General features: G+C 59.1%; 25 protein-coding genes, 1 tRNA gene and 1 pseudogene. 12 read left to right on the forward strand and 15 right to left on the reverse strand.

The features are described from left to right. Positions 1 to 82: 82 nt before the first annotated feature. The 8 genes from phnE to FGA82_RS25410 all read right to left on the reverse strand — a co-directional run bounded on the left by phnE (position 83) and on the right by FGA82_RS25410 (position 6,036). Complete coding sequence (gene phnE / locus FGA82_RS25375) at positions 83 to 850, reverse strand: phosphonate ABC transporter, permease protein PhnE (RefSeq protein ID WP_141129199.1); 768 nt, start codon at positions 848 to 850, stop codon at positions 83 to 85. Continuing rightward, positions 847 to 1,671: a PhnE/PtxC family ABC transporter permease gene (locus FGA82_RS25380; protein WP_141129200.1), complete on the reverse strand. Its 825-nt coding sequence runs from the start codon at positions 1,669 to 1,671 to the stop codon at positions 847 to 849. Before FGA82_RS25380 ends, phnE begins: the two co-directional genes overlap by 4 nt. After that, on the reverse strand, positions 1,665 to 2,462 hold the full coding sequence (locus FGA82_RS25385) for a phosphonate ABC transporter ATP-binding protein (RefSeq protein ID WP_141129201.1): 798 nt from the start codon (positions 2,460 to 2,462) through the stop codon (positions 1,665 to 1,667). The genes FGA82_RS25380 and FGA82_RS25385 overlap by 7 nt, the downstream gene beginning before the upstream one ends. Then, positions 2,459 to 3,322 carry a putative selenate ABC transporter substrate-binding protein gene (locus FGA82_RS25390; protein ID WP_141129202.1) on the reverse strand — a complete coding sequence of 288 codons (864 nt, stop codon included), beginning with the start codon at positions 3,320 to 3,322 and terminating at the stop codon, positions 2,459 to 2,461. The genes FGA82_RS25385 and FGA82_RS25390 overlap by 4 nt, the downstream gene beginning before the upstream one ends. A 129-nt stretch (positions 3,323 to 3,451) precedes the next feature. Beyond that, positions 3,452 to 4,171 (reverse strand): SDR family oxidoreductase, encoded by a 720-nt coding sequence (locus FGA82_RS25395; protein ID WP_141129203.1) that lies wholly within the window; start codon positions 4,169 to 4,171, stop codon positions 3,452 to 3,454. A 116-nt stretch (positions 4,172 to 4,287) separates the two neighbouring features. Next, entirely contained in the window at positions 4,288 to 4,929 is a 642-nt protein-coding gene (locus FGA82_RS25400; protein ID WP_249384286.1) for an HD domain-containing protein, read from the reverse strand. A gap of 75 nt (positions 4,930 to 5,004) precedes the next feature. Beyond that, positions 5,005 to 5,562, reverse strand: a complete 558-nt coding sequence (locus FGA82_RS25405) for a helix-turn-helix domain-containing protein (protein ID WP_141129204.1) — start codon at positions 5,560 to 5,562, stop codon at positions 5,005 to 5,007. A 72-nt stretch (positions 5,563 to 5,634) separates the two neighbouring features. Then, positions 5,635 to 6,036 (reverse strand): RidA family protein, encoded by a 402-nt coding sequence (locus FGA82_RS25410; RefSeq protein ID WP_141129205.1) that lies wholly within the window; start codon positions 6,034 to 6,036, stop codon positions 5,635 to 5,637. 115 nt (positions 6,037 to 6,151) lie between these two features. Between FGA82_RS25410 and FGA82_RS25415 the strand changes: the two genes are divergently transcribed. Continuing rightward, on the forward strand, positions 6,152 to 7,045 hold the full coding sequence (locus FGA82_RS25415; protein ID WP_141129206.1) for a LysR family transcriptional regulator: 894 nt from the start codon (positions 6,152 to 6,154) through the stop codon (positions 7,043 to 7,045). 124 nt (positions 7,046 to 7,169) lie between these two features. Beyond that, entirely contained in the window at positions 7,170 to 8,330 is a 1,161-nt protein-coding gene (locus tag FGA82_RS25420) for a radical SAM/SPASM domain-containing protein (RefSeq protein WP_141129207.1), read from the forward strand. Here the strand turns inward: FGA82_RS25420 and FGA82_RS25425 are convergent. Continuing rightward, on the reverse strand, positions 8,301 to 9,188 hold the full coding sequence (locus FGA82_RS25425; RefSeq protein ID WP_141129208.1) for a LysR substrate-binding domain-containing protein: 888 nt from the start codon (positions 9,186 to 9,188) through the stop codon (positions 8,301 to 8,303). The two genes, FGA82_RS25420 and FGA82_RS25425, sit on opposite strands and share 30 nt — an antisense overlap. Positions 9,189 to 9,299: 111 nt before the next feature. Between FGA82_RS25425 and FGA82_RS25430 the strand changes: the two genes are divergently transcribed. The 7 genes from FGA82_RS25430 (at position 9,300) to FGA82_RS25460 (ending at position 16,065) form a co-directional block, all read left to right on the forward strand. After that, positions 9,300 to 10,352 (forward strand): agmatine deiminase family protein, encoded by a 1,053-nt coding sequence (locus tag FGA82_RS25430; RefSeq protein WP_141129209.1) that lies wholly within the window; start codon positions 9,300 to 9,302, stop codon positions 10,350 to 10,352. 4 nt (positions 10,353 to 10,356) lie between these two features. Beyond that, positions 10,357 to 11,265, forward strand: coding sequence for an N-carbamoylputrescine amidase (gene aguB, locus FGA82_RS25435; RefSeq protein ID WP_141129210.1), 909 nt, complete (start codon positions 10,357 to 10,359; stop codon positions 11,263 to 11,265). Position 11,266: 1 nt separating this feature from the next. Beyond that, on the forward strand, positions 11,267 to 12,370 hold the full coding sequence (locus FGA82_RS25440; RefSeq protein ID WP_141129211.1) for an extracellular solute-binding protein: 1,104 nt from the start codon (positions 11,267 to 11,269) through the stop codon (positions 12,368 to 12,370). A gap of 49 nt (positions 12,371 to 12,419) precedes the next feature. Then, a complete protein-coding gene (locus FGA82_RS25445; protein WP_141129212.1) occupies positions 12,420 to 13,541 on the forward strand; it encodes an agmatine deiminase family protein in 1,122 nt (373 codons plus the stop codon). A 50-nt stretch (positions 13,542 to 13,591) separates the two neighbouring features. Further along, a complete protein-coding gene (locus FGA82_RS25450) occupies positions 13,592 to 14,617 on the forward strand; it encodes a GlxA family transcriptional regulator (protein WP_141129213.1) in 1,026 nt (341 codons plus the stop codon). A 606-nt stretch (positions 14,618 to 15,223) separates the two neighbouring features. Beyond that, the gene (locus FGA82_RS25455; protein ID WP_141129214.1) at positions 15,224 to 15,589 is read left to right on the forward strand and encodes a DUF6124 family protein; all 366 of its coding nucleotides are present in this window, start codon (positions 15,224 to 15,226) and stop codon (positions 15,587 to 15,589) included. 119 nt (positions 15,590 to 15,708) lie between these two features. Beyond that, complete coding sequence (locus FGA82_RS25460) at positions 15,709 to 16,065, forward strand: DUF6124 family protein (RefSeq protein ID WP_141129215.1); 357 nt, start codon at positions 15,709 to 15,711, stop codon at positions 16,063 to 16,065. A gap of 216 nt (positions 16,066 to 16,281) precedes the next feature. On the opposite strand, the gene FGA82_RS25465 is transcribed toward FGA82_RS25460, so the two are convergent. Next, complete coding sequence (locus FGA82_RS25465) at positions 16,282 to 17,310, reverse strand: alpha/beta fold hydrolase (protein ID WP_141129216.1); 1,029 nt, start codon at positions 17,308 to 17,310, stop codon at positions 16,282 to 16,284. 319 nt (positions 17,311 to 17,629) lie between these two features. On the opposite strand from FGA82_RS25465, the gene FGA82_RS25470 reads away from it, so the two are divergent. Further along, a tRNA-Gln gene (locus FGA82_RS25470) sits at positions 17,630 to 17,704 on the forward strand. 113 nt (positions 17,705 to 17,817) lie between these two features. Here the strand turns inward: FGA82_RS25470 and FGA82_RS25475 are convergent. From FGA82_RS25475 to gstA, 3 genes are all read right to left on the reverse strand, one after another. Next, the gene (locus FGA82_RS25475; RefSeq protein WP_141129217.1) at positions 17,818 to 19,806 is read right to left on the reverse strand and encodes a peptidase U32 family protein; all 1,989 of its coding nucleotides are present in this window, start codon (positions 19,804 to 19,806) and stop codon (positions 17,818 to 17,820) included. Between the two features lie 204 nt (positions 19,807 to 20,010). Further along, positions 20,011 to 20,391 carry a RidA family protein gene (locus FGA82_RS25480; RefSeq protein WP_141129218.1) on the reverse strand — a complete coding sequence of 127 codons (381 nt, stop codon included), beginning with the start codon at positions 20,389 to 20,391 and terminating at the stop codon, positions 20,011 to 20,013. A gap of 99 nt (positions 20,392 to 20,490) precedes the next feature. Continuing rightward, positions 20,491 to 21,102, reverse strand: a complete 612-nt coding sequence (gene gstA / locus FGA82_RS25485) for a glutathione transferase GstA (RefSeq protein ID WP_141129219.1) — start codon at positions 21,100 to 21,102, stop codon at positions 20,491 to 20,493. Positions 21,103 to 21,211: 109 nt separating this feature from the next. Here gstA and FGA82_RS25490 point away from each other — a divergent pair, with 109 nt between their 5' ends. Then, positions 21,212 to 22,120, forward strand: a complete 909-nt coding sequence (locus tag FGA82_RS25490) for a transcriptional regulator GcvA (RefSeq protein ID WP_141129319.1) — start codon at positions 21,212 to 21,214, stop codon at positions 22,118 to 22,120. 120 nt (positions 22,121 to 22,240) lie between these two features. Further along, positions 22,241 to 22,654 (forward strand): cupin domain-containing protein, encoded by a 414-nt coding sequence (locus FGA82_RS25495; protein ID WP_141129220.1) that lies wholly within the window; start codon positions 22,241 to 22,243, stop codon positions 22,652 to 22,654. 239 nt (positions 22,655 to 22,893) lie between these two features. Here FGA82_RS25495 and FGA82_RS25500 read toward each other — a convergent pair whose 3' ends face one another. Together FGA82_RS25500 and FGA82_RS25505 are read right to left on the reverse strand one after the other, a co-directional pair. Further along, positions 22,894 to 23,103: a hypothetical protein gene (locus tag FGA82_RS25500; protein WP_141129221.1), complete on the reverse strand. Its 210-nt coding sequence runs from the start codon at positions 23,101 to 23,103 to the stop codon at positions 22,894 to 22,896. 83 nt (positions 23,104 to 23,186) lie between these two features. Next, positions 23,187 to 23,444 (reverse strand): annotated as a pseudogene (locus FGA82_RS25505) (AraC family ligand binding domain-containing protein); the annotation flags it as partial. Positions 23,445 to 23,484: the final 40 nt, after the last annotated feature.

A 23,484-nucleotide genomic window follows, 5' to 3' on the forward strand; every position in this document is an offset into this window, starting at 1 on the left:
ACAGTGTCGCCATCGCGCATTTGTGCAAGCTTTCCTGAAGCATAATCAGCTTCTGCCAGATATCCAGCCGCCGGCCTGCCTACTAGGCCTTGACCCAGCGCTGCCGGCTCCAGGCACTCAGCCAGTCGACCACAAACACCAGCACCAGCATCGCCAGAATCACCGTGCTGGCCTGGGCTTCCTGAAACAGGCTGAGGCTCACATAGAGCATCTGCCCGAGCCCGCCGGCACCGACAAATCCCAGCACGCTGGCCATGCGGATGTTGTTTTCCCAGCGATACAGAATGTACGCAAGCAACTGCGGCGCAAGGTTCGGCAACGTCCCGTAGCAGAAAGCCAGGAGCGGATTGCCACCCTGCAAACGAATCGCTTCGGCCGGTTGCGGCGGGGTGTTTTCCAGGGCTTCGGCGAATAATCGACCGAGCACACCGGTGGTGTGCAAGGCGAGGGCGAGGGTGCCGGCGTTCGGGCCGAGGCCGGCGGCAAGTACCATCAGCGCGGCCCAGACCAGTTCCGGAATCGCCCGCAAGGCATTGAGCAGCAGGCGCGAGGCGCTTTGCAGCGGCCAGCCGAACCGTCCGGCGGCGGGCAGGGCGAGGACGATCCCGAATACTGCGGCGAGCAGGGTGCCGAGGGCCGACATCGCCAGGGTTTCCATCGAACCCTGCAAGATGGCTTTCAGGTAATCCGCGCTCAAGTCCGGGCTGAGGAAACGCTGCACGTACGCGCCCATCTGCTTGAGACTGGTGGCGCTGCCCAGTTCACCGAGATCGAGCCCCAGATAAGTGAACGAGGCGATGACGGCCAGCGCGATGCCGGCGATCAGCAGCAGGTTGATCAGCCGATTCATGTCAGCCTCCAGCGCAGCAAGCGGCTGAGTTGGTCGGCGGCCAATACCAGAACCAGGAAGCACAGCAGAATACTGGCGACTTCACCGCCGGCGAACATGCGGATCGACAGATCAATCTGCTGACCCAGACCTCCGGCGCCGACAAACCCCATCACGACTGACGCGCGAATCGCACATTCCCAGCGATAAACCGTGTACGACAGCAGTTCCGCCGCGACATTGGGCAACGTGCCGTAAGCAAACGCCGCGAGACGACCACTGCCAGACTGCAGCAATGCATGCGCCGGGCGCTGGTCAGTCGACTCGAAAATCTCCGCGTAAACTTTGCCGAGCATGCCGCTGTAGGTAATGGCAATGGCCAGTACCCCCGCCGCTGGACCCAGCCCGACGGCGCGGACAAACAACAACGCCCAGACGATTTCCGGCACGCTGCGTAAAAAGATCAGCAAACCGCGCACCGGCCAGCGCAGCAGACGCCCCAGGCGACTGGGTACGCCACCGCGCGAGGCGGCGGACAGCGACAGCGCGCGGCTGGCAATCAGGCCCGCCGGTATCGCCAGCAACAGCGCCAAGGCCATGCCGGCGGTGGCGATGGCCAGGGTCTGCAGGGTGGCTTTGAGCAGTAACTGAAGAAATGCTTCGTCGTGCGCAGGGGGCCAGAATTGCGCGACAAAACGGCCCATTTCATTCTGGCTGTCGGGCAGCAGCACGCCCAGATTCAGTTCGCTAAGATCAATGCCCGGCCACAGCAAAGCAATCGCCAGCAACGTCAGCAACAATCGCGGCCACGCCGCCGGATCCCGTGAATCGGCTTTCAGCATCGTGGAATCTGCACAGTCAGAGGCGCCACCGCAGCCGTCGGCGATTGCAGTTTTTCGTTGGCGTACAGCGCATCGAGCATTGCATGGCTGACTTGAGCTGAAGGGCTGTCGAACAGAATCTGCCCGTCGCGCAAACCGATGATCCGAGGGAAGTGCGACAACGCCAGATCCACCGCATGCAGGCTGGCCACCAGCGTCACGTTGTGCTCGCGAGCGTGGCGCGAGAGGATCGACAGGGTGTGCCCGGCCATGACCGGGTCCATGGCGGACACCGGTTCGTCAGCCAGCAGAATCTCCGGCGCCTGATACAACACACGAGCGATGCCGACACGCTGCAACTGGCCGCCAGACAGTTGCTGGCAATGGGTGAACAATTTGTCACCCAGATCCAGCCGCGCCAACGCCGCGCGTGCACCGGCCACATCCAGCGGATGCAACAAGTTCAAAAGACTTTTACCCAGACTCCACTGGCCGAGCTTGCCGGCCAGCACCGCTGTGATCACACGCTGGCGCGGTGGCAACGGTGGCGCCTGATGCACCAGACCGATTCGTGCGCGCAAGCGTTGGCGCTGGCGGGCAGACAAGTGCCAGGCACGTTCGCCGAGCACTTCAATGTCGCCGCTGCTGGGCCGCAATGCGGTGGCCAGCAGGTTGAGCAAACTCGATTTACCGGCCCCGGACGGGCCAATGATGGCGACCTGTTCGCCGACGCCAATCTGCAAATCGACACCACGCAGGGCGTCGACTCCATTGGCGTGGCGCAGGCTGCCCTGGTTGAGGCTCAGGGTCATTTCAGCAGTTCGGCAGCGCGGGCGGCTTCCTCGATGCCCTTGTAGTTCTCAGGCTTGGTGTCGATAAAACGGCTAGCCGCTTGCAGATCAAGAATCTTCTTCTGCTCCGGGTTGGCCGGGTCCAGATCGAGGAAGGCTTTTTTGATTTTCACCGCCAGAGCCGGGTCGAGGGTGCCGCGCACGGTCCAGTTGTAATCGAAGTAGGTCGGGGTGGTGGCGAAGACCTTGACCTTGTTGGTGTCGACCTTGCCGGCGTCGACCAGTTTCTGCCAGACGCTGGCGTTCAGTACACCGGCGTCAACCTTGCCGGCCTGCACCCAGGCCACGGTGGCATCGTGGGCACCGGAGTAGGCGACGCGACTGAAATACGCCTCAGGCTTGATGTTGTCGTTTTTCAGCATGAAGTAACGCGGCATCAGGCTACCGGAGGTCGATGACACCGAGCCGAAGGCGAAGGTTTTACCCTTCAGGTCGGCGAGGCTATGCACATTCGGGTCGGCGGTGATGAATTTGCTGGTGAACTGCGCATCCTGTTCACGCTGCACCAACGGAATGACTGGCGTGGTTGCGTCGGTCTTCAAGCGCGCCTGGACAAAAGTGAAGCCGCCGAGCCAGGCCATGTCGAGGCGATCGGTCGCCAGGGCTTCAACCACTGCCGGGTAATCGGCCACCGGGACGAATTGCACCTTCATGCCCAGTTGCTGTTCCAGATAGGCACCCAGCGGTTCGAACTTGCGCAGCAACTCGGTCGGGGCTTCGTCGGGAATCGCGCTGACCCGCAAAACGTCAGCGGCTTGCACCATCAAAGTAGAAAAGGACAGGGCCAGGCCGGCGGTCAGTGCCAGGGTTCGTTTGAGCATGGAATTCTCCGTTTCGTAAGCGTCAAAAAGTTTGAAGAGCTGAAATAGGGCGCTACGTGAGGGTAGCCGAATCGGCGAGGTTATACGTATTCGCACGCGTAAAGGCCAGCGCCATCAGGGCAGGAACGGTCAAAAGCGTTCGTCGAGTATTGCCGGCAGGGTGAGTTCCCTGACGTAGCTGGCCGAAGACAGACTCAGAACCATGCGCACCACCTGAACGACATCGTGTACCGGAATCAGCTGACCCTCACCACGCTGCGCAGCCAGATCTCGCGGCGTGCTCAGCGGATCCTCGGTGTTGAGATACCCCGGATTCAGGCAAGTCACCGCCAGACGCTGCTGTCGGTAGCCTTCGCGCAATGTATCGGCGATCCCGCGCAGGGCGAATTTCGAGGCGCCGAAAGCGACTTCCGGGCGCCCACTTTGTGGCAGGCCCGAGGTTGAACCGATGAGGATGATTCTGGGATGGGGGCTTTTCAGCAGAAGGGGAAGCAGGCGTTTGATGATCAGGATCGTTGCGCTGATGTTGCAACTGACGATGGCTTGCAATTCGTCGTCCGGGCTGTCGAGAAAGTCATAGGCTGGATCGAAAGCCGACACTTCCCAAATGCCAAGGTTGTAGATCAGCGTATCCAGCCCATCGTCGACGACTGCCTGCTCGATGGCGTGCGCGGCTTTGGCCGGGTTCATCAGATCGGCTTCCACCCAGCGAACAGGGCGCTCAGCCTCGGACACCAAACCTTCGGGACGCGTGCGGGAAACACCAATCAAAGTGTCTCCTGCGTTACCCAAACCTTCGATAAAAGCTCGGCCCAAGCCTTTACTGGCACCCACCACCAAAATGTTCATCGATCCTCTCCCTGATCTGAATGCTGATGTGGGAGAGCATGCAAACAGACGACCTCTGAAATGGCAAACGAATGGGTGTGTCCGGATATTTACGAGCAACCTGCGCTGGCCACTGCTTACTGGGTGGCATCAAACGCATCGTGATATTTAACGTCGCCTGCAGGCAAATCCGCCTCGAATGACAACACCTGTTGCTTATCGATTCTTCCTTGTGTGTCTTGATCGATGAGTGCGCGCAGTGTGGCGAAAATTGGTGCGGCGCTGGTGTGTTTCTTGCCATAAGTCAGATTGAAACGGTAGTCAAAACCCGCCGGGTTCTGGCCCTGAGTGTGTTGCAGCAGGGTCTCGAGTTTGTCCAGCGCCTTGACCGCTTTCGCTTCGGCAGACCGGGCGTTTTCGTAGTCGTCCCACAATGCGAGAATTTCGTTTCTCAGCGTTTCATCGAGCGCGCGGGTGAGCAGCAGAAGGTCGTTACGCTCCTGCTCACCCTTGTCGGGGAACGCAGCTTGATTTACCGCCGGGATGTCGCCATTGATCGCTTCGCCCAAGTCGTGAATCACGCACATCTTGAGCACTTTAAGCAGGTCGAGTCCGACCAGTTCATCGGCGAAAACAATCGCCATCAGACAAAGGCGCCAGCTGTGTTCGGCGGTGCTTTCGGTGCGGCCACTGGAGGTGTGTGCGCTTCTGAGGACGTCCTTGAGTTTTTCCGCTTCACGGAGGAATTCAAGGCGTCCGCTGATTTTTTCGAGGTCCATAAACTTGCCCGGTGGTAGAGCCGAGAAGCAAGCCTAGAGCTGATGGTGTCGAGCGTCCACGCATAAAATATGCGTTCAGAGCGTCTCGACCAACCGCGCCGCAGTGCCGTCGGACAGCGGAATGCGGGTCCAGCGGCACAGGCTTTGGCGAATCGGCACGAGGTTGGAGTCGTTGCTGCCAGTGACGAACTCCAGAGCCGGTGGTGCCTGTAGTTCACGCCAGCCGAGTGTGTCGAGCGCCAGTTCGTTGCTGGCAATTTCCGGCGTCACGAAACGCCACAGCGATTGCCCGAGCAATTGGCTCAGTGGACTGGCAAATTGCGCGGCACGGGCAGGTGAGCAGGCCAGCAAACGGTGGGTCAGGTCACAGACCAGATGCACCGGTCGTGCGCTTTCGCACACCAGCCGAGCGAGGGCTTGATCGGCAGCCGTGTCGAGACGCGCGGCCAACAGGTGCTCAAATTGCAGATGTGCAGCCGGATCCATCGCCTGCACGCCGCTTTCCCAACGGGAAATGGTCGATTGGGTGACGTTGAACATCTCGGCAGCGTGGCTTTGTTTGACCCGGTGCAACAAGCGCCATCGTCGCAGTGCGATGCCGGGCAGGGCGGGTTTGAGCAATGAATCAGCCATAGGGGTGTCGGAAAAGGCTAAGGGCCGGACAGTCTGAAGACAGCCGACCCATGCCGCAAATCGATCTGACGATCAGTCCGCTTCAGGCAGCCTGGCAATCACCTTGATCTCAAAATCAAACCCATACAGCCAGGTCACGCCAACAGCCGTCACCGTCGGATGCGGTGCATCGCCCCAGAACTCTGTCAGCACAACATTCCAGATCGTCTCGAACTTCGATGGCGGGTCGACGATGAACACGGTGACGTCGACCACGTTGTCAAAGCTGCATCCGGCCTCAGCGAGGATCGCATTCAGGTTGTTGAAGGCCTGGCGCACCTGATTCTCCAAGTCCGGTTCGGGCGTGCCGTCCTCGGTGCTGCCCACTTGCCCTGAGACAAACAGGAATCCGTTGGAACGAATCGCCGGCGAGTAGCGATGGCGTTCATAGAGCGTGCGTCGTGCGGGTGGGAAAACCACATCGCGTTGTGTCATCGGGATATCTCCATCAGTGAGTTGATGGGGCCACTTTAGGTATTTGCAGCCGACCGATAAACGCGCAAGCTTGGCGTTCACTGTTTGTTAAATCCAAACAATCGGGGGGCGCAGCTTGGACCGTTTTGACGCAATGCAGGCCTTTGCCCGGGTGGTCGAGGCGGGAAGCTTCACCAAAGCGGCGGAAACCTTGCACATGAGCAAGACCACCGTGACTCAACTGGTTCAGCAACTGGAGGCACGGTTGCGGGTGAAATTGCTCAATCGCACCACGCGCAAGGTCAACGTCACCGCCGATGGCGCGGCGTATTACCAGCGGGTGATCAAGTTGCTCGCCGATCTGGACGATGCCGAAAGCAGCTTGCCGGGTGCAGCGACATTGCCTTCTGGCCGGCTGCGCGTGGATGTGCCGAGTCCGTTCGCACGATTGATTCTGGTGCCGGCGCTGCCTGAGTTTCACGCGCGTTATCCGGACATTCAGATCGACATGGGCGTCAGCGACCGCATCGTCGACATCATTGATGAGAACGTCGACTGCGTGGTGCGCGGGGGCGAACTCATGGACCTGTCGCTGATGGCGCGCAAGGTCGCCGATCTGCAGTTGGGGGTGTTTGCCGCGCCGCAATACCTGGCCCGCGCCGGTACGCCTGCGCACCCACGGGACCTGGAAGACAGCCATCATCGGGTCGTCGCTTTTCTCTGGGCACGCACCGGCAGACCGGTACCGTACGCCTTGCACAACGCCAGCGAAAACCTGCAAATCAAGGGGCGTCACGTCTTGGCAGTCGATGACGGCAACGCTTATCTCGCGGCAGGTCTGGCGGGCATGGGCGTACTGTGGCTGCCCAAGTACATGTCTGCCGCCCACGAGGCGCGCGGTGAACTGGTGCCGCTGTTCGAAGACTGGAAACTCGCGCCGATGCCGCTCTACATCGCGTATCCGCCGAACCGGCATGTCAGTCTGAAATTGCGTGTGTTCATCGATTGGGTCGTTGAATTGATGGCGTAGCAGCATTGTGGTGCAGTTATTGCTAGCTGCTGTGCCAGTGCCGTCAAAATACCAACACAATCAGGCGACTTGAAAGCCCGTAGTGATGAGATGCATGGCTTTCAATTCTAGGAGCTTCACCCGCATGAATATGTACATCGATATCGTCGGTGCGTGCAATCTGAGCTGCCCGTCCTGCCCAATGGGCAACTCGGAAAATCTCAATTTCAAAAAAGCCATGCAGCTCGAGATGTTCAAGCAGATTGTCGATAAGGCCAAGACAGAGGGCGTCAACACGATCTACCTCTATAACTGGACCGAGCCGCTGATTCATCCAAAAATTGGCGAGTTTATCGAGGTCATCAATGCTGCCGGCATGGGCAGCGGCATCAGCACCAACCTGAACCTCGCCAAGAATATGGAAAAGGCCTTGATGGCCGAGCCGAGTTACTTCCGTATTTCGCTCTCGGGTTTTTACCAGGAGACCTACGAAAAGGGCCATGTCGGCGGCGATATCGAAGTTGTAAAACAAAACATGATCGCCCTCCAGGAAATCAAACAGCGCCTCGGTCTGAGGACCCGCGTTGATGTTTACTATCACCGCTACCTGGATAACATCGAAGAAGAATCACTGATGCGCGAGTTCAGTGAGCGTCTTGGCTTCATGTTCACCACCGGGTATTCCGTGATGATGCCGCTGGAGAAGACACTGGCCATTGTCGAGCGTGACCCGTCTGTCACGGCTACGGACATTGACACCCTGAAACGCCTCGCACTGCCGCCGTACGACGATCTCGTCAACGTCATCCAGAACTTTCCCAAGATGGCGTGCACGCTCAAGGATGACTGGCTGGTCATCGACTGCAATGGCAACACGGTGCTGTGCTGCACGATCTTCAATCAGACCGAATATCAGGTCGGCAAGTACCTCGACATGCCGCTTGCAGAACTGACGCGGCGCAAATCGACGCAGAAAAACTGTGTCGACATGTGCGACCGCTGCGCCAATAAAGGCCTGCATATCTACTCGATGCATCCCAATCAGGGGGTGCTGGAACGGCACGCGGTGAATCGCATCATTGATTTCGAGCAGCGTGCCAGCCAGGGTCTGCCGGTGGAAAGCGAGCAACTGGGGCGTGCCGGCGAAGTCAGTGCAGAAAACTTTGATGAAGCCCAATACCTTCGATTGAATGACGATGTCAGGATCGCGGTCGCCCAGGGAGGCTTCTCCAGCGCCTATCAGCACTACGTGCTCTGTGGTCGGCTTGAGGGACGACTAGGTGCCGGGGTTTTCTCGGCCGTTTGAGTCAAGGTTCAGGTTGGCGGATAACCAATCGATAAAAGACCTCGCCATGGGGTCATTTTCACTGTCGCGGTGGGTCAACAGTGCCCAGTTTGGCCCGCGAATAGTCGCCTCGACCAGCGGTTGCAACAAGCCGTCAGCGCGCGCCTGACGGCTTAGTAACTGACTCACCAGCGCAATCCCAAGCCCCGCGCAAGCCGCGTCCAGCAGCAGCCCCGGGTCGGAAAAATTCAGCCCCTGAGCCTGCTGGCCGACATCGATACCGGCCTCGACCGCCCAATGGCTCCAGTCCATCTCCCGCTCGCCGTGCAAGGTGCTGCGTTGCGCTGTTGGCGTGTTCAGCAGGCGCGGATGGCAAGCCGGATAGAGTCGATCGGTGTGCAGCACTTTGAAACTGCACTCAGCCTGCGCGCTGATATCGTCGCGAACCGCCAGGTCGATGGTCTGCGTGGCCATGTCCGGCACCTCGTCGGTACTGTAGATCCACAGATCCACATCGGGATGCTGATCGCGAAAGTTGGCCAACCTCGGCAACAACCAATGCCGGGCAAACGCCGGCGTCGTGTTGAGTACCAGTTGATTGGGTTTTTGATACTGCCCCAGCCGCCGAATCCCCACCGCCAATTGCTGCAACATCGCTTGCGTGGTGCTGAGCAAATCGTGCCCGGCATCGGTCAACGCCACGCTGCGCCCGCTGCGGAAAAACAGCGGCTGTTCGAGGTAGGCCTCAAGGCTGCGGATCTGCTGACTGATCGCCGATTGGGTGAGGCTCAGCTCTTCGGCGGCCTTGTGAAAACTGCCGAGCCGGGCGGCGGCTTCAAAGCCACGCAGAGAGCTGAGTGGCGGCCAGTGCTTGAGCATATCGATAAGTTCCTCTAATCAGTTGTGCGCTAAATCCATCGTTTGTTTGCCTGTTTGCGCGTCCGTAGCATTGGCGGCGTGAACACATTGGCTTAACTAACGAGGCTTATCATGCAGCACAACGACAATAAAAACAGCGCCTGGATGATGCCGGCAGAGTGGGTGACCCACGCCGCGACGTGGATGGTCTGGCCGCACAACAAAGCGCTGTGGGAGTCGGGCTGGGGTGTGACCCTGGCGCAAGTGCAGGAAGATTTTGCGCGCGTGGCCAACGCCATCGCCCGCTTCGAACCAGTGAAACTGGTGGTCGATCCGTCGGCGGTCTCCAGCGCCAAGGCGTTGTGCGGGCCGAACATCGAGCTGATTCCGTTGGCGGTCAACGACAGTTGGTGCCGCGATTCCGGCCCGACGTTTGTCTGTCATCCGCAACAGGGGCTGGCCGGGGTGAGCTGGCGCTTTAACGCGTGGGGTGGCAAGTCGGCGCATGATCTGGACGAAAGTCTGGCGCGTCGTGCGCTCAATAACCTCGGCCTGGAATGCTTCGGCACGCCGCTGAGCAACGAGGGCGGGGCGATTCATGTCGACGGCGAAGGCACACTGATCACCACTGAATCGGTGCTACTCAACCCCAATCGCAACCCCGGCATTGGCAAAGCCGAGATGGAAGAGATCTTCAGCCGTTTGCTCGGCGTGAAGAAAACCATCTGGTTGCCGGGCGATCCGGATTACGTCACCGGCGACATGACTGACGGCCACGTCGATGGCGTCTGCGCCTTTGCCCGGCCTGGCGTCTTGTTGGTGGATGCCACTCACGACACATCTTCGGTGTACGCCGAAGTGGCGCGGGAAAATCGCCGTGCGCTGGAACTGGCCACCGATGCGCAGGGCCGCAAATTCGAGCTGATCGAACTGTTCGAAGCCTCCGACGCCGTCGACACCGAAGCCGAAGTGTTCTGCGCCTCGTACACCAACTTCTACATCGCCAACGGCGCGATCATCATGCCAGCGTATGGCATCGAGGCTGATAACGTCGCCGCCAAAGTGCTGGAGCATACCTTTCCCGGCCGCGAAGTGGTGCCGGTGCGCATCAATCATCTAGCCCATGGCGGCGGCGGGGTGCACTGCATCACGCAACAACAGCCAGCCTGGCCGCTGAGAGGTTGAAAGCATGAGCATTCTGACCATCGCCAGCACCCAGATGCCGTGCACCTGGGACTTACCCGGCAACCTTGATCGCGCCGAGCAGCTCGTCCGTGACGCAGCGCAGCAGGGCGCGCAAGTGATCCTGTTGCAGGAGCTGTTCGCCACACCGTATTTCTGCATCGAACAAAGCCATAAACACATGGCCCTTGCTGAGGAATACCGTGACAGCCGCGTACTCGCACGTTTCGCCGCCCTGGCCCGCGAGTTGGGCGTGGTGTTGCCGCTGAGCTGGTTTGAAAAGGCCGGCAACGCCTACTTCAACTCGCTGAGCGTGGCCGATGCCGACGGGCGTTTGTTGGGTGTGTATCGCAAGACCCATATTCCCAACGCCATCGGCTACCAGGAGAAAGAATATTTCAGCCCCGGCGACACCGGTTTCAAAGTCTGGGACACCGCGTTCGGCCGCCTCGGCGTGGGCATCTGCTGGGATCAGTGGTTCCCGGAAACCGCGCGGTGCCTGGCGTTGATGGGGGCTGAGGTGTTGCTGTATCCAACTGCGATTGGCTCGGAACCGGGCTGCGCGGCGCTGGATTCCCGCGACCATTGGCAGATGACCATGCGCGGTCACGCGGCGGCCAATCTGCTGCCGGTGGTGGCGGCGAACCGGGTCGGGCGAGAAGTCGCGACTACCGATCCGAGCCTGCAAATGAGCTTCTATGGCTCGTCGTTCATCAGCGATCACAAGGGTCAATTGCTCGCCAGCGCGGACCGCGACAGCAGCGGCGTGAAGGTGCACAGCGTCGATCTGGCGGCGATGCGTGAAGAGCGTTTGAGCTGGGGCATTTATCGAGATCGTCGTCCGGACATGTACGGGCCGTTGCTCAGTCAGGACGGTCGCCACCTTCATGCACGCTGGAACACCCAAGGGGTTTGACATGGCTACCCATCACAAACGCTTGCGCGGCGCGATCGGCCTGGCGCTGATCTGCTTGATACCGTCGCTGCACGCCGAAGACAAAAACCTGCGGCTGTACAACTGGGCCGATTATTTTGCCGAAGACACCTTGAGCCGCTTCACCGCCGAAACCGGGATCAAAGTGATTTATGACGTCATGGATGGCAGCGAAACCCTTGAAGCGAAGATGCTCTCCGGCGGCAGCGGCTACGACCTGATATTCCCCGGCGACACCGTCGCCGAACGCTTGATGCGCGCTGGCAGCCTGATGCCGCTGGATCAAGCGAAGCTGACCGAGCTGGTCGACATCGAACCCGGTTTGCAGAAGCTGCGCGGTCATTACGAGCACTCCAGCAAAGCCACGGTGCCTTACACCTGGGGCACCATCGGCCTGACCTACAACGAAGAGCAGATCAAAAAACGCATGGCCGATGCACCGGTCAACAGCCTCGACATGCTGTTCAAACCCGAACTGGCGGCGAAGTTCGCCGATTGCGGCATCTCGATGATCGACTCGCCGGATGAAGTGCTGGCGGTGGTGCTCAATTACCTCAAACGTGATCCGCGCAGCGCTAAGCCTGAGGACCTGGCAGCGGCCAGTGAGTTGCTGATGAAGCTGCGGCCGTACATCCGCAAGTTCCAGTCGCAACCGGTGACCGATCTGGTCAATGGCAACCTGTGCCTGTCGCTGGGCTACAGCGGCGACATGACCCAGGCCCAGCGCACCTCGGACAGCGCCGGCAAACACACGCGTTTCCAGTATCGCGTGCCGCGTGAGGGCACCACGGTGTGGATGGATACCATGGCGATTCCGGTCGACGCCAAACACCCGGAATACGCCTATATGTTCATCAACTTCGTCATGCGCCCCGAGAACATGGCGGCGATCAGCAATTTCACCGGTTACCCGACCTCCAACGCCAAGGCGCGGGCGAACGTCGATGCCAGCATGCGTGACAACCCGGATATCTACCTAGACGAGGCGACCTATGCTCGATTGATTCCGGGCAAGGACATTCCCCAGGCCGACATGCGAGCGCGCATGCGCACCTGGACCAAATTCAAGACTGCCACTGGCCAATGATCCATGGCCGGGGTGTTGCGCCGGCCCTTTTTTCTACAGGAATAGCAAGATGTCGACTCGTCGTGAATTCATCAAACAAGTCACGGTCGCCGCCGGTGTCGGCGCGGCATTTATAGGCCTTGGCCTGTCGCCTGGCAAAGTGTTCGCCGCCGCGCAAGGCCGCTGGTTCATGCCCGACGAAGGCGACAAACATGAGCGCGCCTACATCGCTTTCGGTGCGCAGGACGCGATCTGGGAAGAGTTCACCGAAGACGTCCAGGAAGCCCTCGGCCGCATCGCCCGCGCCATTGGCCGGTTTGAACCGGTCACCGTGTTCTGCCGCAAGAACGAACGCAGCATCGCCGAAGAACTCTGCGGCACGCACAACATCACTTACGTCACCGCCGCGCTCGACGACATCTGGATGCGCGACATCGGCGCCAATTTCGTTATCGACGATAAGGGTGGTTTGGGCGCGGTGGACTTCAACTTCAACGGTTGGGGCGGCAAACAGCAGCACAGTAAAGATTCGAAGATCGCCGCACTGGTCGCCGACGACGCACAAGCCACCTACATCCGCACCGATCTGGTGGGCGAGGGCGGTGGCATCGAGGTCGACGGTCACGGCACCGGGATCATGACCGAAAGCAGCTGGATCAACCGCAACCGCAACCCCGACTGGAGCAAGGCCGATGTCGAAGCCGAACTGAAAGAGCGCCTGGGCCTGCGCAAAATCATCTGGCTGCCTGGGATCAGGGGCAAGGACATCACTGATGCCCACGTCGACTTTTACGCGCGCTTCATCAAGCCCGGCGTGGTGATTGCCAACCTCGACACCGACCCTGAATCCTATGATCACAAGGTCACTTTGGCGCACCTGGAAATCCTCAAGAACGCCACCGATGCTGACGGTCGCAAACTCCAGGTCCACACGATGTCGCCGCCGCTGAAACCGCGCAAAAGCAAGTTCAACCAGAACAACCCGGACTTTGCCGCCGGTTACATCAATTACTTCGTGATAAACGGTGCGATCATCGCCCCGGAGTTCGGCGATAAAGCGGCGGACAAAAAGGCTTTCGACTTGCTTTCGAAACTGTACCCGCAGCGCGAAATCATCCAGCTCAACATCGATGCAATCGCCGCCGGTGGCGGTGGAATTCACTGCGTCACCAGCCATCAGCCACAGGCGTGATTGACTCTGACGCGGATCAAGCCAACTATCGGCGCATAACAACATGACCGATGGACCACAACTTGATCGAACGACGCCAATTCAGCGGAGGCATGAAGGGGAAAAACCTCCGCTATCTGAATGAGCAAAGCGCGGATGAAACGCGCATGACCCGCACCGGTTTTTTGCTGCTGGAACATTTTTCACTGCCGGCGTTTACCCAAGCGCTGGACACCGTTGTCACTACCAACCTGTTGCGTCCGGGGTTGTTTTCCTCGCGCACGTTTGGTTTGGGCGACGGTGAAGTCATCAGTGATCTGGGGCTGGTTATTCGTCCTGATGCACGTCTGGATTTGGCCGCGCTTCAGCAGCTGGATCTGCTGGTGGTGTGTGGCGGGTATCGCACCGAATTGCGCGCGAGTGATGAGTTTATTCATTTGCTCCGGGCCGCAGCGGAGCGGGGCGTCAGTCTCGCCGGTTTATGGAATGGTTCGTGGTTTCTCGGCCGGGCCGGGCTGCTCGATGGCTATCGCTGCGCGATCCACCCGGAGCACCGTCCGGCGCTGACTGAAATCGCCAAAGCCACCCACGTCAGCAGTGAACCCTACGTGATTGATCGCGACCGGCTGACGGCGTCGAGTCCGTCCGGTGCATTCCACATGGCATTGGACTGGATCAAGGGTTTGCACGGCAAAGCCTTGGTCGAAGGTATCGAAGACATCCTCGCCTTCGAGGAATCGCGCTACCGACGAATCAAACCGGATGAAAACATCTGCGTCAGTGCGCCGTTGCGTGAAGTGGTGAAGCTGATGGACGCCAATCTCGAGGAGCCGCTGGAGCTGGAGCAACTGGCGGTGTACGCCGGCCGATCCCGTCGCCAGTTGGAGCGTTTGTTCAAGGAGCAACTGGGTACCACGCCGCAGCGCTATTACCTGGAATTGCGCATCACCGAAGCGCGACGGTTGTTGCAGCACACCGAGCTGTCGCAAGTCGAAGTGCTGGTGGCTTGCGGGTTCGTCTCGCCGAGTCATTTCAGCAAATGCTACAGCTCATATTTCGGCTACAGACCTTCCAAAGAAAAACGCCTGGTCAAATAACCCAGGCCGTCACCCACCTGAGTTCACCTCGATATCCCACGTCGGCGTACCTCTCCCAAACACCCCGTTCAGTCCCCTCACCCTCAGGGAGAAGGCCAGAGTGAGGGAATTTGTAGGCGGCACCAACCGCTTCCTCACCAGAGTTCACCTCGGTATCCCACGTCGGCGTACCTCGCCCAAACACCACGGTCGGTCCCCTCTACCTCTGGGAGAGGGCTAGGGTGAGGGGCTTTTAAACGTCATCACCCACACACGTTTAACTTACACGCACTGTTACGCCATAACGGCTACAACACCTTGCGCCGTTGCCTACGCGTACGCCAGAATCCGCCGGCTTACGCGCCTTGAGGCGGGCTGTACCGTTTCCCTGTCACTTCAAAACAGTGATGGGGTTTGGTAGCCCGTTTTCTTGATAGTTGTACCGCGTCACCTTATTGCAGTCTCTTTTTTGAGGCGCAGTTTTATATGGTGGCCATGAGTGGGGCCCTTTCGGGGGCGCCGGGGTTCTTTCTATCTTGACCGGTCTACCAACCCACTCGTGGCCGCCACCCTTCGTTTGGTAGCGAAAGTGACGGCTTTTCAATCTTTAAAGATGGAATGCCAGCTATGTTCAAAATTACGCCAAACCCGCCAGAAACCGATCCAATCCCCTACGACGCCGCACTCGAACCTCAAAACATAAAAGAGGCCGCCGACCGCGCGATCAACTTCTACCTCAATCCCTCCGCGCTGAAGACCTCAATACCCACCCGCAAGACCGTCAAGATCTACCTCATCGACCCCACAGTGGATAATGAAACCCTGCTCGTCGAAGCCACTGAAACCTTGTCCTCAGCCACTGACATGGCCCGCGATCTCGCCGATTCAATTGATTCTTCACAGCGCAAAAAGATGCTGATCCTGCAACAGGTGATCATGCTCAGCGAGCTGGTGGTCGGTCGAGTCCTGGATAACCAGCGCTTGCCGCACTAGTCGCGATGCAGATGGGTGAGGGCGCTCGCGCCCTCATTTGCACGGAAGCGTCCGCGATCACGGCGCTTCACGCCTTCTATCAAAGAACCTGAAGCGGTTCTTGTCTGGAGTTTCAGCTGATGTCTCAGCCACCCGAACCACCGGTCACAGACCTGGTGTCCCCGTACGCATCGCCCAATTCAAGAAAGCTCCACGAAGCGGCAGAACGGGCGCTTGACCATTACCTGTTGCCTGCCGCGATCATGGCCGAACCCTATACGCCAAACGCTCTGTTCATGGCCAACCCGCAAGCAGACACCGAGTCGCTGCTGACCAATGCTTGCGGGTCGTTGGCGTCCGCGTCGGTCATGCTCGGTAATTTTGCCGGAATGCTGGAGGGGGCGGACCGTCATACCTTGCTGGGCATTGCGCAAGTGGTCATGTTGGGGGAGTTGGCGGTGAACAAGGCGTTGGATCTGGTTGTGCCAACCGAGTGATCGCGCACGTTAGTTGGGGTTGATGTTGTCTGTTCTAGCGTCATCGCGAGCAGGCTCACTCCTACATTTGAAATGCGTTCCCCCTGTAGGAGTGAGCCTGCTCGCGATGGCGTCCGTTCAGGCAAGGAATCTGCAAAACGTGAGCATCCCTCAAGCCTCAATCCCACCCTCAAATAATCAAGCAGTCAGCCATTGCGGCTGACTGCTTTTTTGTTTCTACAGGTGGTCAGCGTCGATCACAGCCTTGGCAAACGCCTGCGGATCTTCCTGCGGCAGGTTGTGCCCGATCCCGCCATTGATCAAACGGAACTGATACTTGCCGGTAAAGCGCTTGGCGTAATCCTCAGGCGCCGGGTGCGGCGCACCGTTGGCATCGCCTTCAAGGGTAATGGTCGGCACGTTGATCGACGGTGCGGTAGCGAGTTTCTGCTCCAGCGCGGCGTACTTCGCTTCGCCATGCACCAGGCCCAGACGCCAGCGGTAGTTGAACACGGTGATGTCGACGTGATCGGGGTTCTCCAGTGCCTTGGCGCTGCGGTCGAACGTGGCGTCGTCGAACTTCCACTGCGGCGACGCGGTTTGCCAGATCAGCTTGGCGAAGTCGTGGATGTTCTTCTCATACCCGGCACGGCCACGGTCAGTCGCGAAGTAGAACTGATACCACCATTGCAATTCAGCCTTGGGCGGCAGCGGGTTTTGCCCGGCGGCTTGATTACCGATCAGGTAACCGCTGACCGAAACCAGCGCTTTCACACGTTCTGGCCACAACGCCGAGACGATGTCCGCCGAACGCGCGCCCCAGTCGTAACCGCCGAGCACCGCTTGCTTGATCTTCAACGCATCCATGAAGTCGATGACGTCGCTGGCCAGCGCTGCCGGTTGGCCATTGCGCAGGGTGTCTTTAGAGAGGAACTGCGTATCGCCATAGCCGCGTGCATACGGCATTAACACCCGGTAACCCTTGGCCGCGAGCAACGGTGCGACTTCGTCGTAGCTGTGAATGTCGTAGGGCCAGCCGTGCAGCAGGATCACCACCGGGCCATCGGCGGGGCCGGTTTCGGCGTAGGCGACGTCGAGCACGCCGGCCTTCACATGCTTGAGCGGGCCGAAAGGCGAGGGCGCGGAATAACTGGCGGCGGCAGGTTCAGTGGTTTGCGCCTGGGTGGTGCCAAAAGCGCCGAACAATGACAGCGCCAGAATCGACAAACCGAACGCGGTTTTGCGGGTGTGCAGTGCCTTTTTCATGGTGACGTCTCCTTTGCGAGCCTTTGGCCAAGGGTCCTGAATGAACACCTGAAACCTTGAGTGCATTTGAGCGTAGGGACGTATCTGGCCTGTGTCGTAAAACGGCTTTGTTGAAAGTCGATGTGTCGCGGTAGGGTTCGTACACAGTGTGATACACGGCGGCGAACCCGACTCAGCATGGACCTGATTCAGGCCAAAATAATAAGTAGCTGTTTTAAAACAAAAAATATTTCACTTCGCGCTTCCCAAAGCCAAAAAACCTTGGTAAATTGCGCCCCGTTCTCACAGCGAACCTAACGAAGTAGCTGGACAGAGCAGTAGGGGCGTCGCCAAGCGGTAAGGCAGCAGGTTTTGATCCTGCCATGCGTTGGTTCGAATCCAGCCGCCCCTGCCATATTCGAAAAAACGCCAACTTCGCAAGAAGTTGGCGTTTTTTTATGCCTGCGATTTAGCCCGGTGGTGCAGGGCAGGCGTGCGCGGCGCCGAAGCACCGCGCACGTCATCCACTCAGTGCGGTGCGCGCGGGATGGTTTTCATCAGGTCTTCGGGGCTGATGTGGCCGACCACGCTGCCCGGTTGCGGCAGGTTGAGGATGTGGCCTTTCATCTTGCCGATGATGTGCATCTCGCACGGTTTGCAATCGAACTTCAGCGTCAGCACTTCATCGCCGTGGATCAACTGCATCGGTGCCACCTTGGTGCGCACACCGGTCACGCCTTTCGCCTGTTTCGGGCACAGGTTGAAGGAGAAGCGCAGGCAGTGCTTGGTGATCATCACCGGCACTTCACCCGGCTCTTCGTGCGCTTCGTACGCCGCGTCGATCAACTTGACGCCGTGACGGTGGTAGAAGTCGCGCGCCTTCTGGTTGTAGACGTTGGCGAGGAAGGTCAGGTGCGAATCCGGGTACACCGGCGGCGGGCTGGTTTCGGCTTTACGGCCGCCACGCGGATGCGCAGCGACACGGGCGGCGGTCAGGTTCTCGATCACTTCACGGCGCAGGGATTTAAGCTGCGAGTTAGGGATGAAGAACGCCTGTGGCGCATCCAGTTTGATGTCGGTGGCGTGGTACTGCGTGGTGCCGAGCTGGCCGAGCAGATCGCGCAACTGTTCCAGTGCTTGCTCAGGCTTGTTGGCTGCGCCGAACGGACCGTTGAGGGTGACGCTGGCGCTGATGCCTTCTTCACTGGTGGCGGTCACTTCCAACTGCTCTTCACGCAGGCGTGCGACCCAGCTCAGGGCCACGCGACGCTCTGAAGAGGTCTTCTGCAGCGCCTGTTGCCAGTTGTGATCAAGGTTGCGATTCAACGGGTGGTTCGGGCGCAGCTTGTACAGGCCTTCGGGCATCTCGTTCGGCTCGACGCGATAGCGGTAGCGCTTCTCGCCGTCTTCTTCGAATTCACCTTTGGCTTCGGCGATGTTGGCGCGGAAACCGACCACTTCGCGCTTCACCAGTACGTTCAAGCCATCGCCGTTGGACAGCGGCTCGTGGGTCACGACCTGCATGTCACGCTTGGCGACTTTTTCGACGATACCCACCGGCAGACCGGTGAACGTCGGCGAATCGAAGGCACCGATGTCGATCTTGCGATCGGTGACGAAGTAGTCGGTGCTGCCCCGGTGGAAAGTCTTTTCCGGATCCGGCAGGAAGAAGTGCGCGGTGCGGCCGCTGGAGGCGCGAGCGAGGTCCGGGCGATCCTCGAGCACGTCGTCGAGGCGCTGACGGTAATAGGCGGTGATGTTCTTCACATAACCCATGTCCTTGTAGCGACCTTCGATCTTGAACGAGCGCACACCGGCTTCAACCAGGGCGCGGATGTTGGCGCTCTGGTTGTTGTCTTTCATCGACAGTAGGTGTTTTTCGTAGGCGATCACGCCACCCTTTTCATCTTTAAGGGTGTACGGCAAACGGCACGCCTGCGAGCAATCGCCACGGTTGGCGCTACGCCCGGTCTGCGCATGGGAGATGTTGCACTGGCCGGAGAAGGCCACGCACAACGCACCATGAATGAAGAATTCGATGGCGGCGTCGGTTTCATCGGCGATCGCACGGATTTCCTGCAGGTTCAGCTCACGGGCCAATACCAGTTGCGAGAAACCGGCCTGATCAAGGAACTTCGCCCGCTCCAGCGTGCGGATGTCGGTCTGCGTCGAGGCGTGCAGCTCGATCGGCGGAATGTCCAGCTCCATCACGCCCAGATCCTGAACGATCAACGCGTCGACCCCGGCGTCGTACAACTGATGGATCAGCTTGCGCGCCGGTTCCAGTTCGTTGTCGTGCAGGATGGTGTTGATGGTGGTGAAGATGCGCGCGTGATACTTGCGGGCGAATTCCACCAGTTCAGCGATTTCGCCGACTTCGTTGCAGGCGTTGTGGCGCGCGCCGAAGCTCGGGCCGCCGATGTACACGGCGTCAGCGCCGTGCAGGATCGCCTCACGGGCGATAGCGACATCGCGGGCAGGGCTGAGCAATTCCAGATGATGCTTGGGCAAGGACATAGTTTTTTTAGTCAGGCTGTCACGGTTAGGCGCGCATTCTACCCGTGAAACGCGCGCCCGGCACGCCCGTGCTGCCCGATGGTGAACTTCCACTTCGGACCTGTAGGAGCTGCGGCACGCTGCGATCTTTTGATCTTGAAGCTCAGATCAAAAGATCGCAGCCTCGTTTCACTCGACAGCTCCTACAGGGGCTGGGGTGGTGGGTCAGGCCTTGGCCGCCATCGCAGTCACTTCCACGCGCATGCCTTCAACCGCCAGCGACGCCACACCTACCGCCGCACGCACCGGCCATGGCTTGGCGAAGTAGCGCTTGTAAACCTCGTTGAATGCCGCGCGATCGGCCATGTCAGTCAGGTAGATGGTCAGATGCATCACCCGGTCCATCGAGCTGCCGGCGCGTTCCAGTGCAGCTTTCAGTGCTTGCAGGGTGCATTCGCTTTGCAGGGTGATATCGCCCAGTTCCAGACTGCCATCGGCATGGGTCGGGATCTGCGTGGACATCATGATCCCGTTGAACGTGGTGACGTCCGACGAAATCGAGTCTGCGTCTGGATCGGGGGTAAAGGTGATGTCTTGGTTGGCCATGCGGATCCCTTGTTTGAGCGAGTAAATCGCGCCAGTTTACAGATTCACGGCCAACGGACAAATGATCAGCCGCCACCGCAGTGAAAGCGTAGAGGGCGATCAAACCGGCTGCGTCGCCGCTTCAGTCGTTATGGCCGCAACGACGCTGGGACGGGTGGCGATACGCCGGGAGTGGGCGGCCAGCGCCGGCCAGTCTTGCAAATTGATATTGAAGCTGGGCAGCCACGTCAGCACGCTGAACAGGTAGGCATCGGCGACACCGAAGGTGCCCATCAGATAATCCTGTGTTGCGAGTGTGTGGTTCAGGAAATCCAGACGCTTGAACAATTTGTCTTTGAAAATCGCCTTGATCGGTTCCGGTATGTCGCTGTTGAACAGCGGTGCACTGCCGCCATGGATTTCGCTGCTGATGAAGTTCAGGTGCTCCTGCAAACGCGAGCGCTCCCAACTGCCATTGGCCGGAGCCAACGCCTGCTCCGGTGCCTGATCGGCCAGGTATTGAAGGATCGCCGGCCCCTCGGTCAGCACTTCTCCATCATCCAGCAGCAGCGCAGCAACATAGCCCTTCGGATTGATCTCGCGAAAGTCGCGCCCGTCAGCGGTGCGCTTGGTCTGGTTATTGACCCGGATCAGTTCGAAGGGCAAGCCCAGTTCCCGCAGCACGATGTGTGGGGAGAGCGAACAGGTCATGGGCGCGAAATACAGTTTCATGGCACTTCCTTGCTGAAATAAGCCGCCAGAATCCAAGGTCTGCGGGGGATTCGCAAAGGTCATTTTGAGTGGTAGCGTATGACAAAATCTCATGAGCATTGCACCTCATATGGTCACCCGATTACCTTCTCTCAACGGATTAAAAGCCTTCGAATGCGCTGCTCGGCACATGAGCTTTACCCAGGCCGCCGAGGAGTTGAACGTCACGCAAACCGCCATCAGTCATCAGATTCGCCGGCTCGAAGCGGAGCTTGGCGTGCCGCTTTTTTTACGATTGAAGGGTGGCTTGGCGCTCACTGAAGAGGGCCAGTCTTATTTGCTCGGCATCCGTTCGGCCTTCCACCAGTTGCGTCATTCGACCGAGCAACTACATGCCTCACACGCCACCAGCGTCCTGACCATCAGCACGCTGGTCTCGGTGGCGTCGAAGTGGTTGTTGCCGCGCTTGCCGGCCTTTCAGCAAGCCTTTCCCGATATTGATGTACGGGTCAGCGCCTCCACCGAACTGGTGGATTTTCGCAAGGGCGGGATTGATGCGGCGATTCGTTATGGTCGCGGTGACTGGAAAGGCTTGCGGGCAGACTGGTTGATGTCCGACGAGATTTTTCCGGTTTGCAGCCCGGCATTGCTCCAAGGGGCAAACCCCTTGCACACGCCGGCCGATCTGGCCAGACACACGATGCTGCAAGTCAGTGGCATGACGGCCAGTGACTGGAACGCCTGGCTCAGCGTGGCGGGACAGCCAGCAAAACTGGCCGACGGGCCACGGTTAACCTTCGATCTGGCGATGATGGCCGTGCAGGCTGCAGTGGACGGGCAGGGCGTGTGTATCGGGCGCTCGACCTATGTCGACAAGGATCTGCGTGCGGGGCGCTTGGTGGCGCCTTTCGATCTGCGCTTGAAGGATGAACTGGGCTTTTATCTGGTGACGCCCCATGAAACGGCGGACTCGAAAAAAGTCGTCGCCCTGAGGACCTGGCTGCTGGTGCAGCGGCAAAACAGCGAGATGTTTGTATAAGCGTGTATCAATCCCGCCCGGGCATACACGCCAATAACAAACGCCGGGTTTACGACACATCAGCCATACATGCCCTGTGCAAAGTAGCCTTCACACCACTACTCACCAGAGGGCAACATCATGCGCCGTCCATTGTTTCTGGCTACCGCAGCACTTATCACGTCCATGATCGGTATCGCGCACGCTGCTGACACGCAACCCAAGAGTTGGCAACAAGGCCTGAGCCGCACGGATCTGGTTCGTCAGGACCTCGATGCCGATAACCGTGAAGTTATTCAGGCTCGGGTTGATTTCGAACCCGGTGTGACTTCTCCACGGCATGCCCATCCGGGCGTGGAGGTCGCGTACGTGATCAGCGGCACTTTTGAGTATCAACTTGAGGGCAGGGCGCCCGTGACGCTGAAGGCGGGTGATTCGTTTTTTATTCCGGCGGGTGTGGCGCATGTCGCCAGGAATGTTGGCACGCAGAAGGCTTCGGAGTTGGCGACTTACATCGTCAAGAAGGGCGAGCCACTGCTGATTCTCAAACCTTAGAGTCAGTGCGGCGGGCCGTAATAAAACATCCAAAGAAACATTAGCTCAGTGATGGCGACTATTACGCAGACTCTGACAAAACCCGCCGTGAAAACCCTGCGAGGCTTTTCGTAAGTGAAATCGGCGTTGCTAAGCAATAACAGCAAACCCAAGAAAATTTTAATCACGCGCATCAATGTTCTTCCTTGGCCCTGGCACATTGGCAGGGCTTGTTACTGAGCTGGGGTCAGGTGGGTTGTTCAATGCAGCGTCACAACCCGACGACTCTCGCCAATCCTGATCCGGTCGAGCGCGCGGTTCAGTGCATCAAGGGCATCGAGCAGGGCTTTGGCCTCCGCTTCGCGACCATCGCCCCACAGGCGTTCGGCCATTTTGTTCAAGGCCTGGATCGAGCGTTCGATATCTGCTGCACTCGCGGCCTGTTGAGTGGCCGGCATTTTCTTGGGCATTGAGTGATAGTCCTGCTGAAAAGCATATGTGTGCATTTTAAGCATAATGCTCGGTTGTAGCGTTGCGCTCAGCGTATGAGCGTGTAGGTGTTGTGCAGGGTGACCGGGCCGCGCATCTGCATGGCGTGGCAACATTGGGCCGGAACCCAGATGCCGCGTTCGGGGGGCGCCACCCAGTTGCCCTCATCAGTGAAAACGGTGATCACGCCTTTAGCCGCATAGGCGAATTGCCCGCGTGGGTGATCGTGAGTCGGGAACAGCATTCCATCCGCATAGTCATGAGTGGTCACGACGGCATCGCGGGTTGTATGCGGGTAGGGCGGCAGGGTAATTTCTCGCATGGCCCGATCCTAATGAAGGTTGGCCTGTGACTGAAAGCGG

The organism is Pseudomonas fluorescens, assembly GCF_005938625.1.
Classification (GTDB): Bacteria; Pseudomonadota; Gammaproteobacteria; order Pseudomonadales; family Pseudomonadaceae; genus Aquipseudomonas; species Aquipseudomonas fluorescens_BD.

Excerpts from the sequence above, each read along its gene's own strand:
- FGA82_RS25390 (WP_141129202.1), bottom strand. The coding sequence starts at position 3,322 with ATGCTCAAACGAACCCTGGCACTGACCGCCGGCCTGGCCCTGTCCTTT.
- FGA82_RS25380 (WP_141129200.1), bottom strand. The coding sequence starts at position 1,671 with ATGCTGAAAGCCGATTCACGGGATCCGGCGGCGTGGCCGCGATTGTTG.
- aguB (WP_141129210.1), top strand. The coding sequence starts at position 10,357 with ATGAGCATTCTGACCATCGCCAGCACCCAGATGCCGTGCACCTGGGAC.
- FGA82_RS25395 (WP_141129203.1), bottom strand. The coding sequence starts at position 4,171 with ATGAACATTTTGGTGGTGGGTGCCAGTAAAGGCTTGGGCCGAGCTTTT.
- FGA82_RS25465 (WP_141129216.1), bottom strand. The coding sequence starts at position 17,310 with ATGAAAAAGGCACTGCACACCCGCAAAACCGCGTTCGGTTTGTCGATT.
- phnE (WP_141129199.1), bottom strand. The coding sequence starts at position 850 with ATGAATCGGCTGATCAACCTGCTGCTGATCGCCGGCATCGCGCTGGCC.
- gstA (WP_141129219.1), bottom strand. The coding sequence starts at position 21,102 with ATGAAACTGTATTTCGCGCCCATGACCTGTTCGCTCTCCCCACACATC.
- FGA82_RS25495 (WP_141129220.1), top strand. The coding sequence starts at position 22,241 with ATGCGCCGTCCATTGTTTCTGGCTACCGCAGCACTTATCACGTCCATG.
- FGA82_RS25430 (WP_141129209.1), top strand. The coding sequence starts at position 9,300 with ATGCAGCACAACGACAATAAAAACAGCGCCTGGATGATGCCGGCAGAG.
- FGA82_RS25445 (WP_141129212.1), top strand. The coding sequence starts at position 12,420 with ATGTCGACTCGTCGTGAATTCATCAAACAAGTCACGGTCGCCGCCGGT.
- FGA82_RS25425 (WP_141129208.1), bottom strand. The coding sequence starts at position 9,188 with ATGCTCAAGCACTGGCCGCCACTCAGCTCTCTGCGTGGCTTTGAAGCC.
- FGA82_RS25450 (WP_141129213.1), top strand. The coding sequence starts at position 13,592 with ATGGACCACAACTTGATCGAACGACGCCAATTCAGCGGAGGCATGAAG.
- FGA82_RS25420 (WP_141129207.1), top strand. The coding sequence starts at position 7,170 with ATGAATATGTACATCGATATCGTCGGTGCGTGCAATCTGAGCTGCCCG.
- FGA82_RS25410 (WP_141129205.1), bottom strand. The coding sequence starts at position 6,036 with ATGACACAACGCGATGTGGTTTTCCCACCCGCACGACGCACGCTCTAT.
- FGA82_RS25500 (WP_141129221.1), bottom strand. The coding sequence starts at position 23,103 with ATGCCCAAGAAAATGCCGGCCACTCAACAGGCCGCGAGTGCAGCAGAT.
- FGA82_RS25405 (WP_141129204.1), bottom strand. The coding sequence starts at position 5,562 with ATGGCTGATTCATTGCTCAAACCCGCCCTGCCCGGCATCGCACTGCGA.
- FGA82_RS25460 (WP_141129215.1), top strand. The coding sequence starts at position 15,709 with ATGTCTCAGCCACCCGAACCACCGGTCACAGACCTGGTGTCCCCGTAC.
- FGA82_RS25400 (WP_249384286.1), bottom strand. The coding sequence starts at position 4,929 with ATGGACCTCGAAAAAATCAGCGGACGCCTTGAATTCCTCCGTGAAGCG.
- FGA82_RS25480 (WP_141129218.1), bottom strand. The coding sequence starts at position 20,391 with ATGGCCAACCAAGACATCACCTTTACCCCCGATCCAGACGCAGACTCG.
- FGA82_RS25440 (WP_141129211.1), top strand. The coding sequence starts at position 11,267 with ATGGCTACCCATCACAAACGCTTGCGCGGCGCGATCGGCCTGGCGCTG.
- FGA82_RS25385 (WP_141129201.1), bottom strand. The coding sequence starts at position 2,462 with ATGACCCTGAGCCTCAACCAGGGCAGCCTGCGCCACGCCAATGGAGTC.
- FGA82_RS25490 (WP_141129319.1), top strand. The coding sequence starts at position 21,212 with ATGGTCACCCGATTACCTTCTCTCAACGGATTAAAAGCCTTCGAATGC.
- FGA82_RS25475 (WP_141129217.1), bottom strand. The coding sequence starts at position 19,806 with ATGTCCTTGCCCAAGCATCATCTGGAATTGCTCAGCCCTGCCCGCGAT.
- FGA82_RS25455 (WP_141129214.1), top strand. The coding sequence starts at position 15,224 with ATGTTCAAAATTACGCCAAACCCGCCAGAAACCGATCCAATCCCCTAC.